General features: G+C 60.5%; 20 protein-coding genes. 7 read left to right on the forward strand and 13 right to left on the reverse strand.

All coding sequences use genetic code 11. The features are described 5' to 3' along the window. Positions 1-7: 7 nt before the first annotated feature. Positions 8-439 (forward strand): acyl-CoA thioesterase, encoded by a 432-nt coding sequence (locus AACY08_RS08965; protein WP_339469121.1) that lies wholly within the window; start codon positions 8-10, stop codon positions 437-439. A 139-nt stretch (positions 440-578) separates the two neighbouring features. On the opposite strand, the gene AACY08_RS08970 is transcribed toward AACY08_RS08965, so the two are convergent. The 4 genes from AACY08_RS08970 to AACY08_RS08985 all read right to left on the reverse strand — a co-directional run bounded on the left by AACY08_RS08970 (position 579) and on the right by AACY08_RS08985 (position 5,435). Then, on the reverse strand, positions 579-1,058 hold the full coding sequence (locus AACY08_RS08970; RefSeq protein WP_339419938.1) for a YMGG-like glycine zipper-containing protein: 480 nt from the start codon (positions 1,056-1,058) through the stop codon (positions 579-581). A gap of 207 nt (positions 1,059-1,265) precedes the next feature. Next, a complete protein-coding gene (locus AACY08_RS08975; protein WP_339469122.1) occupies positions 1,266-3,614 on the reverse strand; it encodes an FdhF/YdeP family oxidoreductase in 2,349 nt (782 codons plus the stop codon). After that, positions 3,611-4,450 (reverse strand): formate dehydrogenase accessory sulfurtransferase FdhD, encoded by an 840-nt coding sequence (gene fdhD, locus AACY08_RS08980; RefSeq protein WP_339419942.1) that lies wholly within the window; start codon positions 4,448-4,450, stop codon positions 3,611-3,613. Before fdhD ends, AACY08_RS08975 begins: the two co-directional genes overlap by 4 nt. A 97-nt stretch (positions 4,451-4,547) precedes the next feature. Further along, entirely contained in the window at positions 4,548-5,435 is an 888-nt protein-coding gene (locus AACY08_RS08985) for a LysR family transcriptional regulator (protein WP_339427350.1), read from the reverse strand. Positions 5,436-5,567: 132 nt separating this feature from the next. On the opposite strand from AACY08_RS08985, the gene lysM reads away from it, so the two are divergent. Further along, entirely contained in the window at positions 5,568-6,008 is a 441-nt protein-coding gene (gene lysM, locus AACY08_RS08990; RefSeq protein WP_339419946.1) for a peptidoglycan-binding protein LysM, read from the forward strand. Positions 6,009-6,149: 141 nt separating this feature from the next. On the opposite strand, the gene yrfG is transcribed toward lysM, so the two are convergent. Further along, on the reverse strand, positions 6,150-6,812 hold the full coding sequence (yrfG, locus tag AACY08_RS08995; protein WP_339469123.1) for a GMP/IMP nucleotidase: 663 nt from the start codon (positions 6,810-6,812) through the stop codon (positions 6,150-6,152). Between the two features lie 87 nt (positions 6,813-6,899). Here yrfG and nudE point away from each other — a divergent pair, with 87 nt between their 5' ends. Together nudE and cysQ are read left to right on the forward strand one after the other, a co-directional pair. Continuing rightward, complete coding sequence (nudE, locus tag AACY08_RS09000) at positions 6,900-7,466, forward strand: ADP compounds hydrolase NudE (protein WP_065875823.1); 567 nt, start codon at positions 6,900-6,902, stop codon at positions 7,464-7,466. Further along, positions 7,463-8,299, forward strand: a complete 837-nt coding sequence (cysQ, locus tag AACY08_RS09005) for a 3'(2'),5'-bisphosphate nucleotidase CysQ (RefSeq protein ID WP_339469124.1) — start codon at positions 7,463-7,465, stop codon at positions 8,297-8,299. The genes nudE and cysQ overlap by 4 nt, the downstream gene beginning before the upstream one ends. 63 nt (positions 8,300-8,362) lie before the next feature. Here cysQ and AACY08_RS09010 read toward each other — a convergent pair whose 3' ends face one another. Genes AACY08_RS09010 through rfbB form a run of 7 tightly spaced genes read right to left on the reverse strand, consistent with a single transcriptional unit; the run spans position 8,363 to position 15,427 of the window. Continuing rightward, positions 8,363-8,818, reverse strand: coding sequence for a YiiD C-terminal domain-containing protein (locus AACY08_RS09010; protein WP_339469125.1), 456 nt, complete (start codon positions 8,816-8,818; stop codon positions 8,363-8,365). A 26-nt stretch (positions 8,819-8,844) separates the two neighbouring features. After that, positions 8,845-10,221 (reverse strand): sigma-54-dependent transcriptional regulator, encoded by a 1,377-nt coding sequence (locus tag AACY08_RS09015; protein ID WP_049710567.1) that lies wholly within the window; start codon positions 10,219-10,221, stop codon positions 8,845-8,847. After that, positions 10,218-12,026 carry a sensor histidine kinase gene (locus AACY08_RS09020; RefSeq protein WP_339469126.1) on the reverse strand — a complete coding sequence of 603 codons (1,809 nt, stop codon included), beginning with the start codon at positions 12,024-12,026 and terminating at the stop codon, positions 10,218-10,220. Before AACY08_RS09020 ends, AACY08_RS09015 begins: the two co-directional genes overlap by 4 nt. Positions 12,027-12,062: 36 nt before the next feature. Further along, a complete protein-coding gene (gene rfbD, locus AACY08_RS09025) occupies positions 12,063-12,932 on the reverse strand; it encodes a dTDP-4-dehydrorhamnose reductase (protein WP_339469127.1) in 870 nt (289 codons plus the stop codon). Further along, positions 12,929-13,474 carry a dTDP-4-dehydrorhamnose 3,5-epimerase gene (gene rfbC, locus AACY08_RS09030; protein WP_339469129.1) on the reverse strand — a complete coding sequence of 182 codons (546 nt, stop codon included), beginning with the start codon at positions 13,472-13,474 and terminating at the stop codon, positions 12,929-12,931. The genes rfbD and rfbC overlap by 4 nt, the downstream gene beginning before the upstream one ends. Continuing rightward, positions 13,455-14,348, reverse strand: coding sequence for a glucose-1-phosphate thymidylyltransferase RfbA (rfbA, locus tag AACY08_RS09035; protein WP_339469130.1), 894 nt, complete (start codon positions 14,346-14,348; stop codon positions 13,455-13,457). Before rfbA ends, rfbC begins: the two co-directional genes overlap by 20 nt. Beyond that, positions 14,345-15,427, reverse strand: a complete 1,083-nt coding sequence (rfbB, locus tag AACY08_RS09040) for a dTDP-glucose 4,6-dehydratase (protein WP_339469132.1) — start codon at positions 15,425-15,427, stop codon at positions 14,345-14,347. The genes rfbA and rfbB overlap by 4 nt, the downstream gene beginning before the upstream one ends. A gap of 151 nt (positions 15,428-15,578) precedes the next feature. On the opposite strand from rfbB, the gene AACY08_RS09045 reads away from it, so the two are divergent. The 3 genes from AACY08_RS09045 to AACY08_RS09055 all read left to right on the forward strand — a co-directional run bounded on the left by AACY08_RS09045 (position 15,579) and on the right by AACY08_RS09055 (position 20,166). Continuing rightward, entirely contained in the window at positions 15,579-18,488 is a 2,910-nt protein-coding gene (locus AACY08_RS09045) for an aminotransferase (RefSeq protein WP_339469134.1), read from the forward strand. A gap of 121 nt (positions 18,489-18,609) precedes the next feature. Next, entirely contained in the window at positions 18,610-19,716 is a 1,107-nt protein-coding gene (gene aguA / locus AACY08_RS09050; protein ID WP_339469135.1) for an agmatine deiminase, read from the forward strand. Between the two features lie 234 nt (positions 19,717-19,950). Continuing rightward, on the forward strand, positions 19,951-20,166 hold the full coding sequence (locus tag AACY08_RS09055) for a hypothetical protein (RefSeq protein WP_339469136.1): 216 nt from the start codon (positions 19,951-19,953) through the stop codon (positions 20,164-20,166). Positions 20,167-20,227: 61 nt separating this feature from the next. Here AACY08_RS09055 and AACY08_RS09060 read toward each other — a convergent pair whose 3' ends face one another. Next, positions 20,228-22,315, reverse strand: a complete 2,088-nt coding sequence (locus tag AACY08_RS09060) for a TonB-dependent receptor (protein WP_339469137.1) — start codon at positions 22,313-22,315, stop codon at positions 20,228-20,230. Between the last annotated feature and the right edge of the window lie 61 nt (positions 22,316-22,376).

Below are 22,376 nucleotides of genomic sequence, written 5' to 3' on the forward strand. Positions count from 1 at the left end.
CTTACCGATGCCTGACTCAGTGGCACAACGTGCAGACTACGCTCACTTCCAGCCCATCATCACGCGCTGGCACGACAACGATGTGTATGGCCATGTAAACAACGTGACTTACTACAGCTTCTTCGACACAGCGGTGAATACCTACCTGATCGAACAAGGTGGCCTGGATATTCATGACGGTGAAGTAGTGGGGTTTGTGGTGAGTTCGGCGTGTGATTATTTTGCGTCGATCGCCTTTCCGGAGCGCATCGAAATCGGGCTGCGGGTGGGCAAGTTGGGTAACAGCTCAGTGCAGTACGAATTGGCGGTGTTCAAGGCAGGCGAGGAAGAGGCCTGTGCGGCGGGGCGCTTTGTGCATGTGTTTGTAGATCGAGGGTCGAACCAGCCGGTGACGATTCCGGGTTCGCTGCGCGAGGCGTTGCAGCGGTTGTTGGTCTAGCCCAATCCCACTAACACCACGGAGCCAAATGTGTCAGCGGGCTTGCTCGCGAAAGCGGTGGGTCAGCTTAAAATGCGTTGGCTGACACTCCGCATTCGCGAGCAAGCCCGCACACAGTGGATGCGGTGTTCTTTAGAGCTTACCGGTGACGGTAGTGATGCTTGTTCTTGCGATGACCATAGGCATGCCCGCGTCCACGGTGATCGTCGCGGTCATACCGACGCTTATCACGGCTACGCGAACGACGGTCGTCGTCATCGCTCTTGTTACCCATGTAGTTACCCAGTGCACCACCCGCACCGCCGCCGGCGGCTGCGCCGATCAGGCTGCCGGTGTTGCCGCCCATGCTGCGGCCAACCACGTTGCCGCCCGCTGCACCCAAGGCGCCACCGATGGCTGCTTCGCCACGGCTGCGTTTGTCGGCACCCACCGCACTGCCGCCCGCGCCGCCCAGGGCTGCGCCGATGGCCGAGCCCGTGTTGCCGCCGATCGACTGGCCGACAACCGAACCGAGTACCCCGCCCAATGCGCCGCCCACACCGGCTTCGGTGGTGCCACCGGCCATGGCTGCGCCACTGACCAGGCCAAGGGACAACAAGAGAATCGAGGAGAACTTCATAGAGAGACCTCAAGAGGATGACGGCGCGATCCTGAGGCTGTGTCGACATTGTGACAATAGAAATCCGACCAGTAACACGAGTTGTACACAATTCTCTAAGTTACTGTTTTAGTTGGGGAACTTAAGTCAAATTAGTGAGTCTTTAGCTACTTGGGAATGGCCGCTTTTATGCAAAAGCGGCCTTTTTTTGCCCGGAATTCATGGCATTTACGCCGAGCGGGCCATGATCAAGCCATTGTCACTTGCCGCTTCCAAGCGGATCGCCACGAACTTCGACGTCGGCGTATGGCTGCCATCCCCGGTGCTTTCCAGCGGCACCAGTGGATTAACTTCCGGGTAATAAGCCGCAGCCTGCCCCGCCGGAATATCAAACGCCAGCAAGGTAAAGCCTTTCACGCGGCGCTCACGCCCGTCTTCCCACAGCGACACGATGTCGGCCTTCTGCCCAGGCTTGAAGCCCAGGCGGATGATGTCGGCTTCGTTGACGAACAGTACGTCACGCTGGCCCTTGACCCCGCGATAACGGTCGTCCAGGCCGTAAATAGTGGTGTTGTACTGATCGTGGGAGCGCATCGACTGCATGATCAGGTCCGGCACGCGGCCGGTGGCGTGGGTGCGTTCATGGATCAGGTCTTTGGGCAGGATGTTCGGGCGGAAGTTGGCGCGGCCCGACGGCGTGTTCCAGCGGCGCGCACCTGCGGAATTACCCAAGTAGAAACCGCCCGGATTTTTGATCTTCTCGTTGAAGTCCTTGAAGCCAGGAATGGTGTCGGCGATCAGGTCGCGGATACGCCCGTAGTCCGCCACAAGCCAATTCCAATCCACGGGTTTGCTACCCAGGGTGGCGGCCGCAATGCCCGCGAGGATTGCCGGCTCCGATTTCATCAGCTTCGACAGCGGCTGCAGTTGGCCGTTGGAACCGTGCACCATGCTGAACGAGTCCTCTACCGTTACCGCTTGCGGGCCATCGGCCTGGATATCAATGTCGGTACGGCCCAGGCACGGCAGGATCAGCGCGTCTTTGCCGTGCATCAGATGGCTGCGGTTGAGCTTGGTGCTGATCTGTACGGTCAGGTCGCAATTGCGCAAGGCTTCGAAGGTGCGTGGGCTGTCCGGCGTCGCTTGGGCGAAGTTGCCGCCCAGGCCGATAAACACCTTGGAGCGGCCTTCGAGCATGGCATGAATCGCCTCGACCACGTTGTGGCCGTTGTCACGCGGCACCTGGAACTGGAAACGTCGCTCCAGGGAATCGAGAAACGCCACCGGTGGGCGTTCATTGATGCCCATGGTGCGGTCGCCTTGCACGTTGCTGTGCCCACGCACCGGGCACAGGCCGGCGCCAGGGCGGCCAATGTTGCCGCGCAGCAGCATCAGGTTGGCGATTTCCTGGATGGTCGGCACCGAGTGGCGGTGCTGGGTGATGCCCATCGCCCAGCACATGATCACGTTCTTGCCTTTGGCGTACATGCGCGCCGCTTGCTCGATCTCGACCAGGGTCAGGCCGGACTGCTCGACGATTTCATCCCAAGAGGTGTCGTCGATCTTGCCCAGGTAATCCAGCACATTAGCGGTGTGTTCGTTTAGGAAGTTGTGGTCGAACACCGCTTCCTTGCCTTCGGCCTGGGCCTGGCGTTCCCACAGCAGCAGGAACTTGGCCATGCCGCGCAAAATTGCCATGTCACCACCCAGCGCCGGGCGGAAGTACGCGGTATTAGTCGGTTTGTCGCCGTTGGTGAGCATTTCCAGCGGGTGTTGCGGGTGTTGGAAACGTTCCAGGCCGCGCTCTTTCAGCGGGTTGATGCACACCACCTGGGCGCCGCGTTTAACCGCTTCGCGCAGCGGTTCGAGCATGCGCGGGTGGTTGGTGCCGGGGTTCTGGCCCCAGACAAAAATCGCGTCGGCATGTTCGAAGTCATCAAAGGTCACGGTGCCTTTGCCCACGCCCACGCTCTGCGCCAGGGCCACGCCGCTGGCTTCGTGGCACATGTTCGAGCAATCCGGAAAGTTGTTGGTGCCGTAGGCGCGCACAAACAGCTGGTACAGGTACGCCGCTTCATTGCTGGCGCGGCCCGAGGTGTAAAACTCGGCCATGTCCGGGCTAGGCAGGGCGTTGAGGTGTTTGCCGACCAAGTCGAAGGCCGCTTCCCAACTGATGGGCAGGTAGCGGTCGGTTTCGACGTCGTAGCGCATCGGCTCGGTCAGGCGGCCCTGGTATTCCAGCCAATAGTCGCTCTGTTCAATCAAGGCGCTGACGCTGTGCTTGGCGAAGAACGCAGCATCCACGCGACGTTTGGTGGCTTCCCAGTTCACCGCCTTGGCGCCGTTTTCGCAGAACTTGACCATGCCGCTTTCCGGCGAGTCGCCCCATGCGCAGCCCGGGCAGTCGAAACCGCCGTTCTGGTTGGTCTTGAGCATCATGCGCAGGTTTTTCAGCGCGTTGTCGCTGGTCAGCCACGCCTGGGCCACGCTGATGAGTGCGCCCCAGCCGCCAGCCGGGCCTTTATAGGGCTTGTAGCGTGGGGTTGGGGTTTGGTCGGCTTGGTGATGATTGCTCATGGCTGGTACTCCATCGCAGGGCTGTAGACCCGCGGCGCGCTTTTCTGCGGCAGGTGGATGAGATTGAGGTTGTGCCGGCGCGCCCATTGCAGGGCCAGGCCGGTGGGTGACGACAGGCTTACCAGGGTCTGGATGCCCGCGCGCAGGACTTTCTGTATCAATTCGAGGCTGCAACGGCTGGTGACAATCGCCAAGCCGCTGTCAGTCGGGATCTTTTGACGGATGAGTGCGCCAATCAACTTGTCCAGGGCGTTATGCCGGCCGATGTCTTCGCGGCCCAGCAGCAATTCGCCCTGGCCGTTCATAAATACCGCCGCATGCACCGCGCCACTGTATTGGCCCAAGGGCTGGAACGCGCTGATGCGCTGGCGCAGGCCGTCGAGCCATTCGGCAGGCGGCAAGGGTGCGCCGGGCAGCACTTGCAGGTCTGGCAAGGCTTGCTCCACCGCTTCCACGCCGCACAGGCCGCAGCCGCTGGTGCCGGCCAACTGGCGGCGCTGCTGCTTGAGGTTCCAGAAGGCACGGCTGGAGATCTGCACCTGAGCGTATTGGGTCGAGCCCGAACCGCTGAGTTTAAGATCATATATGTCGCTAACGTCGGTGATAATGCCGCTTCCTAGGCTGAAGCCGACGATGAAGTCTTCCAGGTCGGTGGGCGTTACCAGCATGACCGCCTGGCTGATGTCGTTGTAGGCAATCGCCAAGGCCACTTCTTCCGCCAATGCAGTACTGGCGACTTCTGTGTGTTCGAGGTTGCAAAACTGGTAGCTCTGGCTGGCGGCGGGCGCGGGCGTTTCAACAGCGGGCGCCGCGCAGACTGGACGCTTGGCGTTCATGGGGCAGTACCACCGACGGATTGATCAGTGCTCAGACTAGGCGCGACAAAGCGTCACGTCTAATTGCCAGTACTGATCTACCGATAGATGACGTCGATCAAGATTCGATTTGCGATTTCTGATACAGCGCGAAACACGCCTCCGCCAACGCTGAACGCGGCGCGCTGCGGCGCATGATCAACCCCAGGCGGGCCAGTGTATGAGCGTCTTCGATCGGCTGCAGGCGCAGATGTTCGGTGAGCGCATCCAACCCCCCATCCAGCGGCATCACCGCGCAGCAGAGGCCGCCGTGCACAGCTTGTAACAACTGATGGACGGCATCGGTCTGCAGCAAGGGTTGCGGGTTGAGCCCACGGCTGTGGAAGTTGTGGTCAATGGATTGGCGAAAGTGCATGCCACTGGTCAGCATGCCCAGGGGCAGCTCGATCAGCGCTTCCCAGCTCAACGGCGTGTCACCAAAGCTAAAGAAGCGCTGGTCGTAAAGCAGGCCCATACGGGTTTCGCCCAACGCCAGCGAGTCGAAGCGTTCGTTGTCCAGGCGTTCGAGGTAAGACACGCCCAGGTCCAGCCGATTGCTCGCCAATTGTTCAAGGATCTGTTCGGAGCTGAGCGCCGACAGTTCGAAGCGCAGGCTCGGGTGTTCTCTATGCAGTTGCTGCATCAACGCCAAGGGATCGAAGCTCGACAACGGCACCACGCCCAGGCGCAACGTACCCACCAGGTTACCGCGACAAGCTGCCGCTTCGGCCTGCAAACCGTCATATGCCGCCAGCACCGTGCGAGCCCAGGCCAGCACCCGTTCACCGGGGGCGGTAAAACCTTCGAAGCGCTGGCCACGGTTGACCAGCGATAGATCAAGCTCTTCTTCAAGGTTGCGCAGGCGCATCGACAGAGTCGGTTGGGTGATGTGGCAGCGCGCCGCCGCCTGGCCGAAGTGACGGGTTTCGTCGAGGGCGATGAGGAATTTCAGCTGTTTGATGTCCATCTTCGCTCCAGGGCATATTCCAATGGCGGTGGGATTCTAGCGCGTTTGGGTCTTGGGCCGGGCTGGAACCCAAATCCACAGGACTGGTCTAGTCTTGGGCATCTGGAAATCAAAAACCAAGGAGAGCGCACTATGAGCATTTTTAGCTTTATCAAGGAAGCTGGCGAAAAGATTGTCGACCTGTTGACGCCGGGCAATGCAAACGCCAGTGAGCAGTTGAAGGACCACGTGTCCAAAGTGGGTCTGGGTAATCCGAACGTGCAGACCACGGTAGAGGGCGACAAGGTGACGGTGACCGGTGAAGTCGCCACCCAGGAAGAGAAAGAGAAGATTCTGCTGGCGCTGGGCAATATTGCCGGTGTGGCCAGTGTGGATGACCAGATCACTGTCACGGGGCCGGCTGTCGAGGCTGCCACTTTTGTCGTAGTGAAAAAGGGCGACACGCTGAGTGCTATTTCTCTCTCGGTGTACGGTAACGCCAATTTGTATAACAAGATTTTCGAGGCGAACAAGCCGCTGTTGTCCCATCCGGACAAGATCTATCCAGGCCAGACGCTGCGTATTCCCAAGTAATACGAAGGCCTAAATGTGGGAGCGGGCTTGTGTGGGAGCCGGGCTTGCCCGCGATAGCATCGCCTCGGTTTGAGCTAAACACCGCGGTGCCTGCATCGCGGGCAAGCCCGGCTCCCACATGGATCTTCTCCCACTTGGAGGTTAGAGTCCGACAATGAGATCTCGGTAATCACCAACCGCTGCGAATTCAGCGGTGTCCTTGGGCCCTTTCTTACTGTCCGGCTCTTTCACCGCCAGCAAATGCCCCACGCCAAACGCCTGGGCGCTGCGCAGGATCGGCAACGTGTCGTCGATAAACAGGCTGCGGGCGGGGTCGAAGTTGATGTCGGCTTGCAGGGCATCCCAGAATTGCGGGTTTTCCTTGGCGAAACCGTAGTCGTGGGAGCTGATCAACCGTTCGAAATACGGCGCCAGTTCAATGCGTTCCAGCTTCAATGACAGTGAATCACGATGCGCGTTGGTGATCAGGATCACACGCTTGCCGGCCCTTTTGATTGCCGCCAGGAACATGTCGGCATCCGGGCGCAGGGCGATCAAGTGGGCAGTCTCCAGCTTGAGTTCGCGCACCGGGATCTTCAGCTCCGCGCTCCAGAAATCCAGGCAATACCATTGCAACTGTCCGGCGTTATGCTCGAACAGGGGCTGCAACTCCATCTCGGCCATGGCACGGCTTACGCCGTGCAACTCGGCGTAACGCTGGGGCAGGTGCTCCATCCAGAAGTGATTGTCGTAGTGCAGGTCGAGCAGGGTGCCGTCCATGTCCAGCAGGACGGTGTCGATGGCGTGCCAGGGCAAAGAGGGCATGGGGCGTTCTCATGTAAGTAAAGATATCCGACACAGACAATCGGAAAAGCCACGGTATAGTAACCCGATCACGCCAAGGAGCCGTTTATGCGCCAGAAACCCACCGTCCTCGCCCGCGAAATAGTCGCCAGTAGCCGTTTGTTCCGCGTAGAGGAAGTGCAATTGCGCTTTTCCAATGGCGTTGAACGAACCTACGAACGCCTTGTGGGCCGCGGTGCCGGCTACGGTGCGGTGATGATCGTGGCGATGATCGATGAGGATCATGCATTGCTGATTGAAGAGTACTGCGGTGGCACCGACGAGTATGAGCTGTCCTTGCCAAAGGGCCTTATCGAACCCGGTGAAGATGTGCTGGCGGCAGCCGATCGCGAACTCAAGGAGGAAGCCGGCTACGGCGCGCGGCAGTTGGAACACATTACCGAGTTGTCGTTGTCGCCCGGTTACATGAGTCAGAAAATCCAGGTGGTGCTGGCCACCGACCTCTACGAAGAACGCCTTGAAGGCGATGAACCTGAGCCGATGCGTGTGGACCGGGTGAACCTGCGCGAGCTGTCGATGCTTGCGCAAAACGAACAATTCAGCGAAGGCCGCGCCCTGGCCGCGCTGTACCTGGTACGAGACCTGTTGACCCAGCGTGGAGCGTTTACTGCATGAGCGAACTGTTTTTAGGCCACGCGTTTATTGCCCCTGTGATCGAACTGGCGCGCCAGGCGGGTGAAGTGATAATGCCGTACTGGCGCGCCGATGTGGCGGTGACTTCCAAGGCCGACGATTCGCCGGTGACGGCGGCGGACCTGGCCGCGCATCATCTGATTCTGGCAGGCCTGACCGCGCTGGACCCGAGCATTCCGGTGCTCTCCGAGGAAGACGCCGACATCGAGCAGAGCGTGCGTGCCGGCTGGCAGCGCTGGTGGTTGGTTGACCCGTTGGACGGCACCAAGGAGTTTATCGCCGGCACCGAAGAGTTCACCGTCAATATCGCCCTGATTGAACGAGGCCGCGTGGTGTTTGGCGTGGTGTCGATGCCCACCAACGGGCGTTGTTACTTCGGTGGCGCGGGCCTGGGCGCTTGGCGTTCGGACGTCAATGAAGCGCCCAAACAGATTCAGGTGCGCGCCGCGCCAGTGGCGGGTGAGTCATTTACTGTGGTCGCCAGCCGTCGCCATACAAGTCCTGAGCAGGAACGTTTGCTGGACGGTTTGAGCGAAAGCTTGGGTGAGCTGAAACTGGCGAATATCGGCAGTTCGTTGAAATTTTGCCTGTTGGCCGAAGGCAGCGCCGATTGTTATCCGCGTTTGGCACCCACTTCCCAATGGGACACGGCAGCAGCCCAAGGCGTGCTGGAAGGTGCGGGAGGCGAGGTGCTGGAGTTGAGCGGCGCGCCGTTCAGTTATCCGGCGCGGGAATCATTATTGAATCCATTCTTCTTGGCCTTGCCGGCAAAAGCGGCGTGGCGTGAGCGGTTGCTGACCCTGGCCCGGTCATGAGGCGACAGTAGATCAAACTGTGGGAGCGGGCTTGGTCCCACATGTGGTTTTGCGTGATGGCGGCTAGCGGTGCAAGACGTACTGCCCGGTAAAGGCCACTGCCCGCTGCTCACTGCCCTCAGTCACAACCCACGTCTCCAACGCCAACCGCGCACGACCATAACGCTTATACGTCGCCACAAAGCGTTTCCACACTTTCTCCTCCGGTGCCTGGCACACCACCGTAGCATCCCGCGTAACCGGCAGCGGATAACTGATCTGCCCCTCCTGAATCACGATATGCCCGTCTTCAATCCCTTCTTCGCGCAGCTGCAAGTGCAGCCAGCCCCAGCCCGCCAGGACTGCGCCGCAATACAGGCTGCCGCCGAACATCGTGCTCTTATGGTTGATATTGGCTTGTAAGGGCAGGTGCAGTTCCAATTGCCCGTGCTGCCAATCGAGCACTTTGAGGCCCATTTCCCGGGTGAGGGGGATGTCGTGGTGAAGGATGGATTCCAGGTAACGGCTGTCGCGGCTCATGGGGGCCTCTTGGCAGGTGGGGGCGGTCATTCGTCGTCGCCACTTTGGTTGGCGAAGTTCAGGCCGTGCTTGCGCAGTTTGTCGTGCAAGGTTTTGCGCGGTACGCCCAAGGCTTCGGCCAGGCTTCGCATGGAGCTGTGCGGGCGGGTCAGTTCGGCGGCGATCAGGCTTTTTTCGAACTGCTCGACTTGCTCGCTGAGGCCTCCGGGCGTGGAGGTCAGGACACCGGCTGATGGATTGTCCGGTGTGTTATCCAGCGCCAGTTCCAGGCCCAGCGCGAAGCGTTCGGCAGCGTTTTGTAGCTCGCGCACGTTGCCCGGCCAGCTATGACGCAGCAGCAGCGCGCGCTGGCCCGGTTGCAGCTCGTGCAGCGGCAGGCCGTGGCGGCTGCTGGCTTCATCGGCAAAATGTTGGAACAGCATCAGCGCATCTTCACCGCGCTCACGCAGCGGTGGAATACGCAGCGGCGCGACGTTGAGGCGGTAATACAAGTCGGCACGGAAACGGCCCTGGTCGGCGGACTGGCGCAGGTCTTCCTTGGTCGCGGCGATGATGCGGATATCCAGCGGTATCAGCTGATTGCCGCCCAGGCGCTCGACTACACGCTCTTGCAACAGGCGCAAGAGTTTGACCTGTACATCCAGGCTCATGCTTTCGATTTCATCGAGGAATAAAGTACCGCCGTTGGCAAATTCGAATTTACCGATCCGGCGTTTCTGCGCGCCGGTAAACGCGCCGGGTTCATGGCCGAACAGTTCGCTTTCCACCACGGACTCGGCCAAAGCGCCTGCGTTGATTGCCACAAACGGACCGCTGCGGCGGCTCGACAGGTCATGCAGCGCGCGCGCCACCACTTCTTTGCCGGCGCCGGTTTCGCCGAGGATCAGCACATCGGCTCTGGTCGCCGCCAGTGCACCGATCTGTTCGCGCAGGCGCAGCATTTGTGGCGAGTGCCCCACCAGGCGTGTGCTTAATTGCTGGCGGTCGCTGAGGGCCAGGCGCAGACTGCGGTTGTCCAGCACCAGGCGGCGCAAGGCCAGGGCGCGGCGCACGCTGTCGAGCAGGGCATCGCTGGCGAAGGGTTTTTCGAGGAAGTCATACGCCCCGGCGCGCATGGCTTGCACCGCCAGTGGCACATCGCCGTGGCCGGTGATCAGCAGCACCGGCAGGTCCGGGTCCTGGCCGTGCAGTTCGGCGAGCAGCTCCAGGCCGTCCATGCCGGGCATGCGGATGTCGCTGACCACCACGCCCGGCCAATCCCGCGACAGGCGCGCGGTAAGGCCGGTGGCTTCGCCCAGGGTCAGGACTTTCAGCCCGGCCAGGTCCAGGGTCTGGCACAGGGCCTGACGCAGGTGTGGATCGTCGTCGATCAACACCACCTGAATCTGGTTATCGATACTCATACACTGCGGTCCTCGGACGGTTGCAGACTGACGCCCGGCGAGCCGGCACGCAATTTCAAGGTTAACAGCGCGCCGCCTTCCTTGTGGTTGGCAAACAGCAGTTCACCGCCAAAGGCGCGCATCAGGGTTTCACAGATCGCCAGCCCCAACCCCAGGCCCTGGGTGCGGGTCTTGGTGGTGTAGAACGGCTCGCTGGCGCGGCCCAGGGCCTCCATGCAAAAGCCTGGGCCGTTGTCGCGAATGTACAGGTTGACGCCCTGTTCGGTGGTTTCGGCACTCAGCCAGAGTTTGCGCGGCGGGCCTTTTTCGGTGAGGGCGTCGAGGGCATTGGCCAGCAGGTTGCCGAGCACCTGGCGTAATCGGGTTTCACCGGCCTGTACCCACAATGTTGCCTCCGGCAAATCGCGGATCAGCTCCACCTCCATTGACCGACGCCGCTTGGCCAGCAAGGCCAGCGCATCGTCCAATGCCGGTTGCAGGGCCACGCTTTCGGGCGCATGCCGGTCGCGACGGGCAAAGGCGCGCAAGTGGGCGATGATCGAGGCCATGCGCCCGGTCAGTTCGCTGATCAGCTTGAGGTTGCCGCGCGCGTCGCTGGTGCGCTCGTGGTCGAGCAAGATTTCGGCGTTTTCCGCATAGCTGCGAATCGCTGCCAGAGGCTGGTTGAGTTCGTGGCTGATGCTCGCCGACATGGTGCCCAGCGCCGACAGTTTGCCGGCCTGCACCAGGTCGTCCTGGGCACGCACCAGCTCCTGCTGAGCGTGCTCGCGCTCCAGCACTTCCTGTTTCAGGCGCCGGTTGAGGCCTTCAAGGTCACTGGTCCGTTCGACCACCCGCGCTTCCAGCTCGCGCCGGGCCTTGGCTTCAAAGGCGATGCGTTCCAGGTAATGGCGGCGACGTTGCATCATCAAGCCCAGTAACAGCATCAACACCAACAGCGTGGCGCCGCCCACGGCAACGACTGTGCGTACCGGGCGGTTGATCAACGAACGTGGCGCGAGGATTTCCACGTTCCAGCCGGTCTCAGCGAGGGCTGTGGATTGGCGAAGCCAGGCGGTGCTGCTCAGGCTCAGAGGCTGTGGATCGCGTGTGGGGTAGGGCTGGATGGCGATGATGGCCTGGCGCTCTTCAGCCGTCAGCGGCCGGGTGGCGCGGAATCGCCACTGTGGTCGCGACGTGAGAATCACCACGCCGTTATGGTCGGTGACCAGCAGTTGTTCCGGGGTGTTGCCCCACAGGCTTTCGGTGTGGTCCAGGTCGACCTTGACCACCAGCACGCCGATGATTTTATCGCCATCGCGCACGGCGGCGGCGAAGAAGTAGCCGCGCTTGGCCGACGTGGTGCCCAACCCGAAAAAACGCCCCAGGCGCCCGGCCATGGCTTCGCTGAAGTAGGGGCGGAACGAGAAATTGCGCCCGACAAAGCTGTCTTGCTTATCCCAATTGGAGGCGGCGAGGGTCTTGCCGGTGGTGTCCATCAGGTACATCACCTCCACCCCGGCCTGGGCGGCGACGTCCTTGAGCAGCAGGTTGGCGTTGACCAGGTTGGTGCTGACCTGGGGTGCGCCAAGTGCGGTGCGCAAGGCCGGCAGGTCGCCAAGAATTTGTGGCAGTACTTCGTAGCGGTGCAGGGTGCCCAGCAGGTTGGCCACGTACAGGTCAAGGGTTTGGCGGTTCTGGCCGGCCAACTCACTGCGGTAATAACGCTCGGCCAGGCGCTCCAGCGGCCACAGCAGCGGTGCCAGGCACAACGCCAGCAGGGCGAGGCTGCGCCAGCGAGGTCTACGCGGGAGGGGTGGAGTCATGGGATTCGTGCGCCTGTGGGTACGGGCGCATTATGCCTAGTGCTGCTCTGCAAGACACTCGCGCAATGCGTCTTGCCACGGCGGTTGGTTGACGTGCCATTGCTGCTGCAGGCGACTGCAATCGAGACGCGAGTTCAATGGGCGCCTGGCTGGCGTCGGGTAGGCGCTGGCAGGGATCGGCTCCAGTTCAGCGCAGGCGTTGCCTTGCTTGCGCAGATGCTCGCCAATCGCCTCGGCAAATCCGAACCACGACGTTTCGCCTCTGGCAGTCAAGTGATAGACACCCCATTCCCCCGGCTCGCCCGCCTGCCAGCGCTCGATCAACCTACGCGTGCTGTGGGCGATGCTGCCGGCCCAGGTTGGCGCGCCGATTTGGTCGGCGACGATGCGCATCTGCGGCTTTTCCTGTAACAGGCGCTGCATGGTCAGCAGGAAGTTCTTGCCGTAGCTGGAGTAGACCCAGCTGGTGCGCAGGATCAGGTATTTGCCGCCAACGGCCGTAATCGCCTGCTCGCCAGCCAGTTTGCTCTGGCCATAGACCCCCAGCGGGTTCGGCGTGTCGGCTTCGTTGTAGGGGGCGGGTTTGCTGCCGTCGAACACGTAGTCGGTGGAGTAGTGGATCAACGGGATGCCCAGGGCTTTGGCTTCCTGCGCGAGAACGCCGGGGGCGATGGCGTTGATCGCAAACGCCACGTCTGGCTCGCTTTCAGCTTGATCGACAGCCGTGTGGGCGGCGGCGTTGATGATCAGGTCAGGGCGATGGGCGCGGACCTGCTGGCGGATCTGGTCGGGGTTGGCCAGGTCGAGTTGGTCGCGGCCCAGAACGATGAGATCGCCGACGTCCTGGAGCCGAAGTTGCAGTTCGCGGGAGACTTGGCCGTGTTGGCCGGTGATCAGGATTTTCATGGGAATAGATCGGCATCTTTCAGGCTTTTGCCATTTTGATCCTTGGCGGACAAGATCGGCGGGCCGTTGAGTTGCCAATCAATGTTGAGATCAGCATCGTCCCAGCGAATGCAGCGCTCTGAAGAGGGGATATAGTAATCGGTCGTTTTGTAGAGGAATTCAGCGTAATCGCTGAGCACTAAAAAACCATGAGCAAATCCCGGTGGAATCCATAGCTGGCGGCTATTATTGGCCGACAACCGCACGCCTGCCCATTTGCCAAAAGCTGGTGAGCTTTGACGTATATCCACCGCCACGTCCAACACCTCACCTGCGGTCACGCGCACCAATTTGCCTTGGGGGTGCTCCACTTGGTAATGGAGTCCGCGCAGGACTCCTTGTTGCGATCGTGAGTGATTGTCCTGCACGAACTGCTGTTGTAACCCGGTAGCTTTCGCGAAGTCCCGGGCATTGAAACTTTCATAGAAAAAACCGCGTTCATCGCCAAATACCTTCGGCTCGATGATTAATACACCGGGCAACTCAGTGGCGGATACATTCATATGGATTATCCCCTGCAAGGGTGAGCAAGTATTTACCATAGCCGGTCTTGCCAAAATATTTGGCCCGCTCCAGCAAATACTCACGATCAATCCAGCGATTCTGATAAGCGATTTCTTCCAGGCATGCCACTTTCAGGCCCTGACGATGCTCAATCGTCTGTACATAAAGTGAGGCCTCTAGAAGGCTGTCGTGAGTTCCTGTATCGAGCCAGGCGAAGCCTCGGCCGAATCGTTCCACATGAAGGTCGCCGCGCTTGAGGTAGGCGTTGTTAACATCCGTAATCTCAAGTTCACCCCGGTGTGAGGGTTTGACCGCTTTGGCGATTTCGATCACGTCGTTGTCGTAGAAGTAAAGACCGGTCACGGCATAGGGTGACTTTGGCTTGAGAGGCTTTTCTTCGATGGAGAGGGCCCGGCCTTCCTTGTCGAAGTCAATCACGCCAAAACGCTCCGGGTCCTTGACCCAGTAACCGAATACCGTGGCACCGGATGGCCTTTTAGCTGCTGCACGTAGTTGGTCGCCGAAATACGAACCGTGGAAAATGTTGTCGCCCAGGATCAGGCAAACCGGATCATCCCCGATGAACTCTTCGCCAATAATAAAGGCCTCTGCCAGGCCATCGGGAGATGGCTGTTCTGCATAGCTGAACCGTACGCCAAACTGACTACCATCCCCGAGCAGATTGCGGTACTGCGGCAAATCCGCCGGGGTGGAAATCACCAGGATGTCCTTGATCCCCGCCAGCATCAGCACCGAGATCGGATAATAGATCATCGGTTTGTCATACACCGGCAGCAGTTGCTTGGACACGCCCAAGGTAATGGGGTGCAAACGGGTACCTGAGCCACCCGCCAATACGATTCCCTTCATCATGCAATCAAATCCTTCATGTCGGTGCTGCCCAAACGTTCGCCTTGATAACTGCCGTCCTGGACCCTGCGGCACCACTCCAAATTTTCGAGGTACCACTTCACAGTCTTTCGCAAGCCGCTCTCAAAGGTTTCCTCAGGAACCCAGCCTAGCTCAAGTTCGATCTTGCTGGCGTCAATTGCGTAACGCTGATCGTGCCCCGGTCGATCTTTGACGAAGGTGATCAGGTCGGTAAATTTCCCGACACCTATCGGGCGTTGCGGTGCCAGCTCTTCCAGCAGCTCGCAGATACCACGCACCACATCAATGTTCTTCTGCTCGTTATGACCGCCGATATTGTAGGTCTCGCCTACCATGCCCTCTGTCACCACTTTGAGCAGAGCGCGGGCGTGGTCTTCGACGAACAGCCAGTCGCGTACCTGTAAACCATTACCATAGACCGGTAGCGGCTTGCCCGCGAGTGCGTTCAGAATCACCAGCGGAATGAGCTTCTCTGGAAAGTGGAAGGGCCCGTAGTTGTTCGAGCAGTTAGTCAACAGTACTGGCAGGCCGTAAGTGCGTTGCCAAGCACGCACCAGATGGTCGGACGCTGCCTTGCTCGCAGAGTACGGTGAGCTTGGCGCGTAAGGGGTGGTTTCGGTGAACAGGTCGTCCACGCCGTGCAAGTCGCCGTACACTTCGTCGGTAGAAATGTGGTGGAAACGGAAGGCGCTCTTGGCAGGCTCTGCCAGCTTATGCCAATAAGCCCGGGTAGCTTCCAGCAGGCTATAGGTACCCACAATGTTTGTTTGAATAAAATCAGACGGACCATCGATCGAACGGTCGACATGAGACTCGGCCGCCAGGTGCATGATCGCCTGGGGCTCAAAACGTGCCAACACTGCGCTGACAGTAGCCTGGTCGACAATATCGGCCTGGACGAACTCATACCGGCTATTGCCCGCGATGCTGCTCAGCGATTCCAGGTTGCCGGCATAAGTGAGCTTGTCCAGATTGAGCACTTCGTGCTCGGTGTGTTGAATCAGGTGGCGAATCAGGGCGGAGCCGATAAAACCAGCACCGCCGGTGATGAGAACGCGCATGTCGGAGGGCCTTTTTCTTAAACGGACAGTAAGCGAATGGAGCATAGCTTGAGTTGTGCGGCGGGGGGGTGCAAGCGCCGGATGCTTAGGGGGTTGCCTAACCCCCTGAACAATGGCGATATACACCCCTAAAAAACCGAGGCTACCCTCCATGTTGCTCGCCACCCTGATCCATCGTGCCAGTCTACCCTGCCCGCAAGTTGGCCCCGATCAGGCGGCTCGGCTGCTCGAGGAGCATTACGGCCTGACGGGCTCCCTGTACTCGTTGGGTAGCCAGCAGGACCTCAACTACAGAGTCGACAGCCCGCGCGGCCGGTTTGTTCTGAAAATCTGCCGTGGTGACTACGCTGCCGTTGAGCTGCAGGCCCAGCACGCGGCGCTCAATGCTCTACAGGCCCAAGCCGATGTGCACGTGCCCAAGGTCATCAAGGCCGTGAGCGGTGAAGAATTGCTGACCCTGACCCTCGACAGCCAAACCCTGCACGTGCGGGTGCTGGGCTATATCGATGGCCAGCCGTTGACCCATCAGCCTCACTTGGGCCGTGAGGTCATTGCACGTTTCGGTGATCTGTGTGGGCGGATGAGCCAAGTGCTGGCCTCGTTCGAACACCCGGGCCTGGAACGTACCCTGCAATGGGACCCGCGCCATGCCCCGGAGCTGATCGCTCATCTGCTGGCAACCCTGGAAAACCTGCCCCACCGCGAAGCACTGGAGCACGTGGCCGGGCAGGTCGAAGACCACCTCCGTCCCCTGGCTGATCATCTACCGTGGCAAGCGGTGCACATGGACATCACCGATGACAACGTCGTGTGGCAGCGTGATGCGCAACGTCACTGGCAACTTCAGGGCGTGATCGATTTCGGCGATCTGGTGCACACCTGGCGCATCGCCGATCTGTCAGTGACCTGCGCCGCGTTGCTGCACCACGCCGAGGGCGATCCCTTTGCCATCTTGCCTGCGATCCAGGCCTGTCATGCGGTGACACCGTTGCAACACGAAGAATTGCAGGCGCTGTGGCCGCTGATCGTTGCGCGGGCGGCGGTGCTGGTGTTGAGCAGCGAGCAGCAGCAACGCCTGGATCCGGATAACAGCTACCTGCTGAAAAACGCCGAACATGAGTGGGAAATTTTCCACGTGGCGACGTCAGTGCCGTTTGAGTTGATGGAGGCGGCGATCCTGGATTGTGTCGGGCAGGCGTTGGCGCCGATTGTCGGCCAAGGCTTCGCGCCCTTGCTACCGGGCCTGGTGGGACGTGAGTTTGCGTTGATCGACCTGGGCGTGCTCAGCCCGCATTTCGAGGCAGGCAACTGGGAACAGGCGGGAATTGACCAGCGCTTGTTGCAGGATGCAGCCGCAGTGCACGGCTTGGCCGCCAGTCGATACGGGCAGTACCGCTTGTCGCGTACGCAGCCCGACAGTGCTTATGAACCTGAGACGTTCGCGCTGCACGTCGAGCTGCACGTGCCCAAGGGCACCTCTATCGAGGCTCCGTTTGCGGGCATCGTCCGCCCTGGCGTGAATGGCGAACTGCGTGTGCACTGCAGCGAAGCCAATGTGCGGTTGTGGGGTGCCAAAGCGCTGTTACAGCCTGGCGCCGCCGTACTCAAGGGCCAGGTGATCGGTGAGGTCGAAGGCCCGCTGACCGTGCAACTGTGCCGTGTTGGCTTGCCGGTGCCGCTGTTCTGCACGCCGTCCCGGGCGCAGGCGTGGCAGGCGCTGTGCCCCTCGCCGGCGGCACTGCTGGGGCTGGCGTGCGACGCAGAGCCCGAGTTGGACCCCGAGGCCCTGCTCGCTCGCCGCGACGCCAGTTTCGCCCGTTCGCAAAAGCACTATTACGTCGACCCACCGCGCATCGAACGCGGCTGGCGCAACCACCTCATCGACATGCAGGGCCGTTCGTACCTCGACATGCTTAACAACGTGGCAGTGCTGGGCCATGGCCACCCGCGCATGGCGGCGGCGGCGGCGCGCCAGTGGTCGCTGCTCAATACCAACTCACGTTTTCACTATGCGGCGATTGCCGAGTTCTCCGAGCGCTTGCTGGCGCTGGCGCCGGAAGGCATGAACCGCGTGTTCCTGGTCAACAGCGGCACTGAGGCTAATGACCTGGCGATCCGCCTGGCCTGGGCCTACAGCGGCGGCCGCGACATGCTCAGCGTGCTCGAGGCGTACCATGGCTGGTCGGTGGCGGCAGATGCGGTGTCTACCTCGATTGCCGACAACCCCCAGGCGCTGAGCAGTCGCCCGGACTGGGTGCACCCGGTGACCGCACCCAATACTTATCGAGGTGAGTTCCGCGGGCAGGACAGTGCTCCTGATTACGTACGAAGCGTGGAACACAACCTGGCGAAAATCGCCGCGAGCAAACGCCAACTGGCAGGGTTCATCTGCGAGCCGGTGTACGGTAACGCCGGCGGCATCTCCCTGCCGCCGGGCTATTTGCGGCAGGTGTATGCACTTGTCCGCGCCAGGGGCGGCGTGTGCATCGCCGATGAAGTGCAAGTGGGTTACGGCCGTATGGGGCATTTTTTCTGGGGCTTTGAAGAGCAGGGCGTGGTGCCCGATATCATCACCATGGCCAAGGGAATGGGCAACGGCCAGCCGTTGGGGGCGGTGATCACCCGTCGCGAAATCGCCGAGGCGCTGGAGGCTGAGGGGTACTTCTTCTCATCGTCGGGGGGTAGCCCGGTGAGTTGCCGGATCGGCATGGCCGTATTGGATGTGATGGAGGAAGAAAAGCTGTGGGAAAACGCTCTGGTGGTCGGTGGGCATTTCAAGACGCGGCTGGAAGAATTGATCGATCGTCATCCATTAGTGGGCGCTGTCCATGGCTCCGGTTTTTATCTCGGCCTGGAATTGGTGCGCGACCGGCGCACCCTGGAGCCGGCCACTGAGGAGACCGCCTTGCTATGTGACCGCCTGCGGGAACTTGGGATCTTCATGCAGCCCACAGGTGATTATTTGAACATTCTCAAGATCAAGCCGCCGATGGTCACGTCCAAACGCAGCGTGGATTTCTTTGTCGACATGCTGTCGAAGGTGCTGGAGGAACACGCGTAATAATCGATTGTTATCGGCTATTTTCTGTCATGTTCATCTACTATGATCTTATGTTGCTTTTAAAGCCGATTTATATCCGTTATAAAGTCGGCCTTTACCCCCATTCGGAGTCCTGATCGCCATGACCACCCTGAACAGCACCCCCCGCGCCGATGGCTTCCACATGCCTGCCGAATGGGCGCCACAGACTCAAACCTGGATGATCTGGCCAGAGCGCCCGGACAACTGGCGCCTGGGCGGTAAGCCAGTGCAGGCCGCTCACGTGGCGGTGGCCAAGGCCATCGCACGGTTTGAGCCGGTGACCGTAGCGGTTTCCGCCGGCCAGTACGAAAATGCCCGCGCGCGCCTGGATGTGCCGAATATCCGGGTGGTGGAGATGTCCAGCGATGACGCCTGGGTGCGCGACACCGGGCCGACCTTCGTGATCAACAACAGCGGCGAAGTGCGCGGTGTGAACTGGGACTTCAACGCCTGGGGCGGTTTTGATGGCGGCCTGTATTCGCCGTGGAACCGCGATTCGCAGGTCGGCGGCAAGATCCTCGAGATCGAACGGGCCCCGCGCTATCGCACCGAAGGCTTTGTGCTGGAGGGCGGTTCGATCCATGTTGACGGCGAAGGCACCCTGATCACTACCGAAGAATGCCTGCTCAACCGCAATCGCAACCCGCACTTGGGCCGTGCCGAGATTGAAGCGGTGCTGAGTGCCAACCTGGCTGTGGATAAAATTATCTGGTTACCAGACGGCCTGTTCAACGACGAGACCGACGGCCATGTGGATAACTTCTGCTGCTACGTGCGCCCTGGCGAAGTGCTGCTGGCCTGGACCGATGACCCGCAAGACCCTAACTACGCACGCTGCCATGCCGCCATGGACGTGCTGCAAAGCAGCACCGATGCCCAGGGTCGCTCGTTCACAGTGCATAAAATGCCGATCCCGGGACCGCTTTACGCGACCGAGGAAGAATGCGCCGGTGTCGATCCGGTTGACGGGACCCAGGAGCGTAATCCGACCGTGCGGTTGGCCGGTTCCTACGTTAACTTCTTGATCGTCAATGGCGGCATCATTGCGCCGAGCTTCGATGACCCGCTGGACAGCGTGGCCAAGACAATCCTGCAGGACCTGTTCCCGCAGCACGAAGTGGTGATGGTGCCGGGCCGCGAACTGTTACTGGGTGGCGGTAATATCCATTGCCTGACCCAACAACAGCCAGCCCCGCACAAAAACTGAGTGCACTTGTAACAGTGTCATGGCGCTAGCCGGGTGCTCCCCGGTTTCAGCGCCAACAGCAAGCCCGCAGCCCTGCAAGGTTGCGGGCTTTTTTGTGTCGGCATACCTATAAACACGAGACATTGGCATAGCTCTTGTATCGCTGTTGTCACAGTGGCCCAGGGTGATGACTGCGCAGTTCTGTCATAAACCTTGAGTAAGTTAGCCGCTCACGCAGTAGGAGAGAGCGCTGAAATGAACGCCGATATTAACCCGATGTACACGCGTACGTTTCACCCCTTGCGGGTCAATGGTGACGCGATCCATGCGCTGGCGCTCTGGTTGAAGGAAAACGGTTCGCGACAGATCAGGCAACAGCCTGACTTGCACAGTGTGATGCGTGAACGCTACCCGGCGGGGTTGTTCAGTGAGGACGAAGTGCATGCGTTGTGTGACGTGTTGAGTAGCTAAAGCACCACCGAAATCAACTGTGGGAGCAGGCAAGCCAGCTCCCTCACTGACCGCGTTTTCCTCAAAAGCTATAGGTACCGGTCACGATGAGACTGCGCGGCTCCCCTGGCTGGATCTGCGCCACACTGGTCGCCGACGCGTAGTAGGTTTTATCCGCGATGTTGTTCAGCGCCGCCCTTACATCCCACGCCTTCTGACGGAACCCCGCCAACGCATCCCAGCGGCCATAACCCGGTAACACCACGGTGTTGAGGCTGTCGGCATAACGGTCGCCGACCAGCGTCAGGCCGGTTTCCGCGTACCAGCCCATCTCCGGTTTCCAGGTAATGAACAGGCTGCCATTACGCTTGGCCACATCGCTGACGCGCTTGCCTTCAAAGCCGTTGTTGTCCTTCTCTACCGTGGCATTCTGCAAGCCCACACCACCGCGTAAATACCAGTTTCCGACGATTTTTCCGGTGGCGGTCAGCTCCACGCCGCGTGAGCGCTGCAAGCCGCTGAGCAGGGTGATGGTGCGGTCCAGCGGGTCGCTGGTGCGGCGGTTGTAGAGTTCCAGTTCGTACACGGCGAGGGTGGTGCTCAGGCGGTCGTCGAGCCAGTCGCTCTTGACCCCGATTTCCTTCTGCTTGGTCAGCTCAGGGCTCAGGTCGTTGACGCTGCCGGCGGCGTTCGGGGTGATGCCGATCAAGCCGCCGCCCGCTGGGGAGAACGTCTTGCTCCATGAGGCATAGAACGAGTGATGTTCCAGCGGCGTCCACACCAGGCCAAAACGCGGGCTGGTGCTGTGGCTTTTGACGGCCTGCTGGGTGTTGAGCAGCTTGCTCTTGGTGTCTACCTCGAAGCGGTCGTAACGCAGGCCGGCCAGGATTTGCCACTGGTCATTCAGGCGCAGTTGATCCTGTACATAGATGGCGCGACTGCCGACTTCGGTGTGGTTGTTGCTTTGCAGGCTCATCCGCCCGGTGTGGCTGAGGTTGCGATTGGGCTGGTTGAGATCCAGGGGCGGCACGACGCGGCCGCCTTGTGCGACGGCAGTGGCGGTATACAGCTTCGGGTCGCGGCGCTGGCTGCCCAGTTCAAGGCCGGTGAGCAAGCGGTGCTCCAGGCCGAAGGTGCTGAAGCCGCCTTCCAGCTCGACGTTGTTGAAGATGTTGAGAGTGGTCAGGTCCTGCTGCCAGCGCTGGCGCGTGACACGGTTGGTCGACGGGGTATAGGCGGTGACGTAGGTATTGTCGAAATCGCTGTCGAGCTTGAACACACCCAGGGTCTGGCGCAGTTGCCAGTTGGCGTTGAGCTCATAGGCCAGCTTGGAGCGCAGCGACTGGGTTTTGTCGTCGATGTAGTCCCGGCTGTCGCCGTAGGTGGTGCTTCGGCTCACGTCAGCCGGGCGCCCGTTCACCCCAGGAATGCCACGGTCGGGCGTGCGGTTGTAGCGACTGTATTCGTATTGCACCAGCCAGTTCAGGTCTGGCGTCAGTTGCCAGCTCAAGGACGGCGCGAAGAGCTGGCGGTTGCCGCTCACACCGTCGCGAAAGCTGTTGTTGTCCTGGTTACCCATGTTCAGGCGCAGGCTGATGTTATCGGTGGGGTCGGTGCTGAGGTCGGCGTACACGCTGCGCAAATCATTGCTGGCGCCTTGGGCCTCAATGCTCGACGTGTGTCCGGCAATAGGCAGCTTGCTCACACGGTTGACGATTCCTCCCTGACCGCCTCGCCCGTAAAGTACTGCCGCAGGCCCCTTGAGCACTTCGATGCGCTCGATGTTATGCAGGTCGCGAATGTATTGGCTGTCGTCACGAATGCCATCAAGGTAGAAGTCATTGCTCGCGTCGAAACCGCGGATGCGCAAACTGTCGAAACGTGTGTCGGCGCCGCTGCTGACGTTCGGGATGCCGCTCAACGCCTGGCCCAAGTCATTGGTGCCATAGGCGCGCAGGCTTTCGGTCTTCACTGAATCGATGGCCTGGGGCACATAGCGCACGGGTGTGGCGGTGCGGGTGGCCGTGCTGGTCTCCTTGACCCGCGGGTCGTCTTCGTCAGCTTCGGCACTGATCGAGGTTTCAGGCAAGGTGGTGGCCGCACAGGCAAAACCGGCAGACAGCAGAACGCAAAGCCCAAGGGTGATGGGCGTCAGGCGAAGAGCAGGCATGAAGGCATGTATCCGAATTGTTTGGGAGGAAAACTGCGCGTTAATGGTAATGCTTTGCATT

Origin of the sequence: Pseudomonas sp. EL_65y_Pfl1_R83, from assembly GCF_963970695.1 — a bacterium.
Lineage (GTDB): Bacteria > Pseudomonadota > Gammaproteobacteria > Pseudomonadales > Pseudomonadaceae > Aquipseudomonas > Aquipseudomonas tritici.

Coding starts and splice junctions, on each gene's coding strand:
- AACY08_RS08965 (WP_339469121.1), top strand. CDS start 8: ATGCCTGACTCAGTGGCACAACGTGCAGACTACGCTCACTTCCAGCCC.
- AACY08_RS08970 (WP_339419938.1), bottom strand. CDS start 1,058: ATGAAGTTCTCCTCGATTCTCTTGTTGTCCCTTGGCCTGGTCAGTGGC.
- AACY08_RS08975 (WP_339469122.1), bottom strand. CDS start 3,614: ATGAGCAATCATCACCAAGCCGACCAAACCCCAACCCCACGCTACAAG.
- fdhD (WP_339419942.1), bottom strand. CDS start 4,450: ATGAACGCCAAGCGTCCAGTCTGCGCGGCGCCCGCTGTTGAAACGCCC.
- AACY08_RS08985 (WP_339427350.1), bottom strand. CDS start 5,435: ATGGACATCAAACAGCTGAAATTCCTCATCGCCCTCGACGAAACCCGT.
- lysM (WP_339419946.1), top strand. CDS start 5,568: ATGAGCATTTTTAGCTTTATCAAGGAAGCTGGCGAAAAGATTGTCGAC.
- yrfG (WP_339469123.1), bottom strand. CDS start 6,812: ATGCCCTCTTTGCCCTGGCACGCCATCGACACCGTCCTGCTGGACATG.
- nudE (WP_065875823.1), top strand. CDS start 6,900: ATGCGCCAGAAACCCACCGTCCTCGCCCGCGAAATAGTCGCCAGTAGC.
- cysQ (WP_339469124.1), top strand. CDS start 7,463: ATGAGCGAACTGTTTTTAGGCCACGCGTTTATTGCCCCTGTGATCGAA.
- AACY08_RS09010 (WP_339469125.1), bottom strand. CDS start 8,818: ATGAGCCGCGACAGCCGTTACCTGGAATCCATCCTTCACCACGACATC.
- AACY08_RS09015 (WP_049710567.1), bottom strand. CDS start 10,221: ATGAGTATCGATAACCAGATTCAGGTGGTGTTGATCGACGACGATCCA.
- AACY08_RS09020 (WP_339469126.1), bottom strand. CDS start 12,026: ATGACTCCACCCCTCCCGCGTAGACCTCGCTGGCGCAGCCTCGCCCTG.
- rfbD (WP_339469127.1), bottom strand. CDS start 12,932: ATGAAAATCCTGATCACCGGCCAACACGGCCAAGTCTCCCGCGAACTG.
- rfbC (WP_339469129.1), bottom strand. CDS start 13,474: ATGAATGTATCCGCCACTGAGTTGCCCGGTGTATTAATCATCGAGCCG.
- rfbA (WP_339469130.1), bottom strand. CDS start 14,348: ATGATGAAGGGAATCGTATTGGCGGGTGGCTCAGGTACCCGTTTGCAC.
- rfbB (WP_339469132.1), bottom strand. CDS start 15,427: ATGCGCGTTCTCATCACCGGCGGTGCTGGTTTTATCGGCTCCGCCCTG.
- AACY08_RS09045 (WP_339469134.1), top strand. CDS start 15,579: ATGTTGCTCGCCACCCTGATCCATCGTGCCAGTCTACCCTGCCCGCAA.
- aguA (WP_339469135.1), top strand. CDS start 18,610: ATGACCACCCTGAACAGCACCCCCCGCGCCGATGGCTTCCACATGCCT.
- AACY08_RS09055 (WP_339469136.1), top strand. CDS start 19,951: ATGAACGCCGATATTAACCCGATGTACACGCGTACGTTTCACCCCTTG.
- AACY08_RS09060 (WP_339469137.1), bottom strand. CDS start 22,315: ATGCCTGCTCTTCGCCTGACGCCCATCACCCTTGGGCTTTGCGTTCTG.